The sequence below is a fragment of the Corallococcus terminator genome (assembly GCF_003611635.1).
In the GTDB taxonomy this organism is placed as follows: Bacteria; Myxococcota; Myxococcia; order Myxococcales; family Myxococcaceae; genus Corallococcus; species Corallococcus terminator.
Window position 1 is genome coordinate 1 of sequence record NZ_RAVZ01000492.1, and the last position, 5127, is coordinate 5127.

Annotated in this window: 3 protein-coding genes; 2 read left to right on the forward strand and 1 reads right to left on the reverse strand. The window is 72.1% G+C overall.

Features of this window, described 5'->3' with window-relative positions:
- Nucleotides 1-151: 151 nt before the first annotated feature.
- Nucleotides 152-3196: a protein kinase domain-containing protein gene (locus tag D7V88_RS45325; RefSeq protein ID WP_279636141.1), complete on the forward strand. Its 3045-nt coding sequence runs from the start codon at nt 152-154 to the stop codon at nt 3194-3196.
- A 113-nt stretch (nt 3197-3309) separates the two neighbouring features.
- Nucleotides 3310-3588 (forward strand): hypothetical protein, encoded by a 279-nt coding sequence (locus D7V88_RS38745; protein ID WP_120545553.1) that lies wholly within the window; start codon nt 3310-3312, stop codon nt 3586-3588.
- A 111-nt stretch (nt 3589-3699) separates the two neighbouring features.
- On the opposite strand, the gene D7V88_RS38750 is transcribed toward D7V88_RS38745, so the two are convergent.
- The gene (locus tag D7V88_RS38750; RefSeq protein WP_120545554.1) at nt 3700-4989 is read right to left on the reverse strand and encodes an SMI1/KNR4 family protein; all 1290 of its coding nucleotides are present in this window, start codon (nt 4987-4989) and stop codon (nt 3700-3702) included.
- Nucleotides 4990-5127 lie beyond the last annotated feature (138 nt).

Below are 5127 nucleotides of genomic sequence, written 5' to 3' on the forward strand. Positions count from 1 at the left end.
GGGCAGGGAGGGCCTGAAAGTTCGCGTGAGGACGCCGGGTTGCCTAGAGTCGTTACCCGGGCGGGTCGGCCGGCTCCCCCCGGGCCTGGAATGCAGGTAGGCTCCGGTAGCAGTTCTTGGTCCCACCCGCAGACGCACACCCTCCACGTCCTTGAGCTCGCCCCAGACGGCCACCCCGTTCGGAAAGTACCTGCTCATCAAGCGCCTCGCGCTGGGCGGGATGGCGGAGCTGTTCCTGGCGCACAAGCCTCCGTCACAGGAGCTGGTGGTCATCAAGCGGATCCTCCCGTACCTGTCGGAGGAGCCGGAGTTCGTCCAGATGTTCCTGGACGAGGCGCGCATCGCCGCCCAGCTCCACCACCCCAACGTCGTGCAGGTGCACGAGCTGGGGAAGGAGGGCGACAACATCTTCATCTGCATGGAGTACGTGGAGGGCGTCGACCTGCGCCGCGTGCTCGTGGAGGAGGCCAAGTTCGGCTCCTGCCTGCCCTACGGGGTCGCGGCGAGGATCTGCGCGTACATCGCGTCGGGCCTGGATCATGCGCACTTCAGCCGGGGCGTGGATGGCCGGCCGCTGGAGCTGATCCACCGGGACGTCAGTCCCCAGAACGTGATGATCAGCTACGACGGGCGCGTGAAGCTCGTCGACTTTGGCATCGCCAAGGCCGGCGCGTTCATGGAGCGCAGCAAGCCGGGCGTCATCAAGGGGAAGTTCCTCTACCTGTCGCCCGAGCAGATCATGCAGGAGCGGCTGGATCACCGGGCGGACATCTACGCGCTCGGGGTGATGCTGTACGAAATCACCACCGGCAAGCAGCCCTTCTCCCGGCAGACCACGGAGGGCATCCTCTACGCCATCCGCCACGAGGAGGCGACGCCGCCGCACCTGGTGCGCCCGGACTATCCGGAGGAGCTGTCGCGCATCGTGATGCGGTGCCTGGTGAAGGACCGCACCCAGCGCTACCAGCGGGCCTCCGCCGTGAGGGCGGACCTGGACGCGTTCCTCGCCTCCGGCGTGCTCAAGCAGAGCCTGGACATCCCGCACTACATCGCGCGCCTGCTCGGGGAGGCCGACGAGCGCACGGTGCTGCACATCCCGCCGGCGAAGCGCGCGGGCCGGCACGAGGCCACCGTTCCGCTGCCGTCCCTGCGGACGCCTCCGCCCCCGCCGGTTCCGGACCTGCCGGAGGACACGTCGGCCCGGACGCTCCCGCTGGCGTCAGAGGTGGAGGACACCGCCGCGCGCACGCTGCCGCTGCCGTCGGAGGTGGAGGACACCGCCGCGCGCACGCTGCCGTTGTCGGATGAGGTGGAGGACACCGCCGCGCGCACGCTGCCCCTGGGGGGCTCCGCGTCCGGGCTGGGCCGGGTGCCGCCCCGGACGGGCCCTGGCGCGGTGACGCCCGCGGGGCTCGTGGCTCGGCCGCCCGCGCGGAGGCCCACGCGGGAAGGCGCGGTGCTGCGCGCCTACGACGAGAAGGACGGCGAGCCCGAGACGCAGATGGCGCGGCCTCGCGACCTGCCCACGCGCGACTACGACGACGAGGAGGACGAGGACTTCGACGAGTCCACCGCCGTCGGGACGATGCCCGGTGCGTACCCGCCGCGCCGGCACCTGGAGCCGGTGCTGGAGCCGGAGACGTTGCAGGACGAAGAGGACGAAGACGCGGACTCCACCGTGCCGCTGCGTGCGCGCCGGCCCCGGGGCGTCGTGCCCGCGCCGGTGCGCAGGGGTGGGGCCGCCGCGGAACCGCCGCCGCGTCCCTCGCCTCCGGTGGAGCGTGGGGAGGCGGATCGCGCTCGCCGGATGTCCTCGCCGGGCGTGGCCATGCCGCGCGGTCCGGTGGATGGCGACCCGTTCTCGCCCTCTCCGCGTCGGACGCCTCCGCACGCTTCGGACGAGCGCTCGTCACCGCCACCGCCTCCGGGCTCGCGCCGGCCGGGCGGTGGCCCTGGCGATGACGGTCGCTCCGAAGCGCTGGCTTCGGGACCCCGGCGCATGGGCGTGCCCCCGGGGGACGATGGACGCTCTGAACCGCTGGCCTCGGGGCCCCGGCGCATGGGCGTTCCTGGCGGGGATGACGGTCGTTCTGAACCGCTGGCCTCGGGGCCCCGGCGCATGGGCGTTCCTGGCGGAGATGACGGGCGCGCGGATTCCTCCCGTCGGCCTCCGGGTCCGTCGGTCGAGGAGGGACGCGGGGGCCCGGGGGCTCGACGTCCGGGGACGCTGTCCAGCGACGCGAACCGCTCCGCTCCGCCCGTGAATCCAGGGGCGCGCAACGTCCGCGCTCCGCCGCGTCCGTCCCCCCAGGACGACGAGCGCTTCAGCACCGACCCGGGCATGTCCGGGGCAGGCAAGACGGATCCAACGCCGGGCCGGTCGTCGGATCCGGATGACGACGAATCCACCATGGGCTTCCAGTCGCAGCGCCGGCCGCTCCGGAAGGGCTTCCGCGCCGCTGCCGTCGAGGCCGAGGACGAAGACGACGCGCAGGGGTTCGACGAGGATGACGGGCCGGACACCTTCGATGCGTCCGAGTCCCCCCGCGGTTCGCGCACCTCCGTGATGCTGGCGGTGGCCGCGGTGCTCGTCGCGCTGCTGGGCCTGGGCGTCGCCGTCGTGCTGGGCCTGTCCCACTTCGTACGCCTGCGCTACCAGGGCCGCATCGTGCCGCTGGCCGGGGCCCCCGAGGCGCCCCTGGCGCTGGTGTTCGGGGCGGGGTTGGCGCCGGGCGCGGTGCCCTCGCCGGTGCTGGCGCAGCGGCTGGACGCGGCCATCGCGCTCTGGCGGCAGGGCAAGGTGCGGGCGCTGCTGGTGAGCGGGGACAACTCCGCGCCCTTCCACGACGAGACGCGGGCCATGCGGCGCTACCTGGTGGAGCGCGGCGTGCCGGACGCGGTGGTGCTGGGCGACGAGGCGGGGCTGTCCACCTACGACAGTTGCCTGCGGGCGCACACGGTGTTCGGCGCGAACCGGGCGGTGCTCGTCACCCAGCGCTTCCACCTGTCGCGGGCGCTGTTCATCGCCAACTCGGTGGGCATCGACGCGTGGGGCGTGGCGGCGGACGAGGGCCGCGCGACCCCCTGGCGCTACACGCTGCGCGAGACGCTCTCCCGGGTGCTCGCGCTGGCGATGGTGGTGCTGGAAGTGGAGCCCGGCAGCCTCAACAGCCGGCCACCGGCAGCCCCTCGCTGACGCGGGACGGGCCCGGCAGGCAGGCGGCCGGCTCGGATTGCCGGCCCCGCCCCGGGGGCCCATTTTCCTGGGGACACGGAAGCTTTCTCAACCCTCCCTGTCGAGGAGACCCCATGCGATTCAACAAGCTCGGAGACGAGGATGTGGGCGAGTCCACCTCGCTGCGCCATCGCAACCCGATGACCGGGGAGGAGGAAATCAACATCTCGGACCAGGACATGGCCCTGTCCCCCCCGATGGAGGAGGAGGCGGAGGCCCGGGACATCCTTCCGGATCAGATCCACGAGTTCCGCCGGGGAGATGAAGAGGAAGAGGAGGAGCGGGAGCTGACCGCGCAGCCCGATGACCCGGGCCCGCGTGCGCAGACGCCCGACCTGCTTCCCGAGGGGTAGACGGCCTCAAGCCGGTGGCGGTTGAAGGAAGGGCGCGTCCCCCCGGGAGGGAGACGCGCCCTTTGTTTCAAGAGGAGCCCCGGGGGGCCCCTCCCACCGTCGTGGTGTGGCTCAGGACCGACGACGCGCGGACTTCTTCGCCGTGGGCTTGCGGCCCCCCGCCGACCTGCCAGCGCCCTTCTTCGCGACGGACTTCTTCGCGGCAGCGCCGACCCGCTTCTGGGCAGCCCCCTTCTTCGCGGCGGCCTTGCCCGTGGCCTTCTTCGCGGTGGTGCCACGCTTCTGGGCGGCGCCCTTCTTCGCGGCGGTCTTGCCCGTGGCCTTCTTCGCGGCGCCCCGAGCAGGAGCCGCCTTCTTCGCGGCGCCCCGAGCAGGAGCTGCCTTCTTCGCTGCGGCCTTGCCCGTGGCCTTCTTCGCGGCGCCCCGAGCAGGAGCCGTCTTCTTCGCGGCGGACTTCTTGCCAGCGGCCTTGCGCGGGGTGGACGCCTTCTTCGCGGCGGCCTTGCGCGTGCTTCCCGCGGACACTTCAGCCGCCGGGCGGGATGCGGAAGGCCGGGCCTTCTTCACCGCGGGACGCGCTGGCTTGGACTCCGTGACCAGTTCCTCCTGCTCGACTTCCCCGGCCTCCAACTCCTCCTCATCGGCTCCAGAGCCGTCGTCCTCGTCGGAGACTTCGGTCTCGTCAGCGGAGGCCCCGGCTTCATCGCCGTCGTCGGAGGCACCGGCACCGGACGCTTCGTCCTCGTCCTCGTCCTCCGCCTCTTCGGCTTCCTCGACCTCGCGGGCCAGGGCGGCCAGGTCGCTCGAATAGTCGCGGTTGCGTTCGTTGGGGGGCGACGCTTCGCCCTCCTCGGCCGCGGCGCCGGACAGCGCTCCCTGCAACACGGCGTTCAGGGCTCGCGCGAAGGTGCGCTCCCCGAAGCTCTCCACCTCGACGGGCGGAACCAGCACCTCGAGCATGTCCTTGAGCGTGCGGTACAGCCGCATCTCCTTCTTCTCGTTCTCCCAGGTGCCGAAGACCCAGTCGTCCCCTTCCAGCGCGTCCACCCATCCGGGCAGCGGCACGCCCCCATCCCCCTGCTCCTCCATCGCGGACTTGCGCGCGACGAACAGGTGGCGGTGCGGCCCCTTCAGCCCGAAGCGCCACACGCCGGCGGCGGGCAGGCCCACCAGCATCAGCCGGGTCTTCTCCAGGACGCTGGGCGCCCCTTCCGCCCCTTTCAGCGGGTACAGGCGCACCTCGCCCTCGAACTCACCGCCGTTGAGCGTCAGGTACAGGTCCGTGAGCTCCCCCGGGAACGGGACGCCACACTCCGTCTCGGCGCGGCGGATCTCCTCCGCCAGCACACCCTCCGAGGTCGCCTTCGCCGACTTGCGCAGTGCCTCCAACCACTCGTGCATGACCCCTCCACGACATCGACAGCCACCGAGGCTCGCACCTTACGGCGCCTGGGCCTCCGTGCGCAGTGTGCATGTCGGGTTTCGTCCACCCGACGCCCCACCAGACATATCTGGTGAACCTGACACGCCCGGGCACTC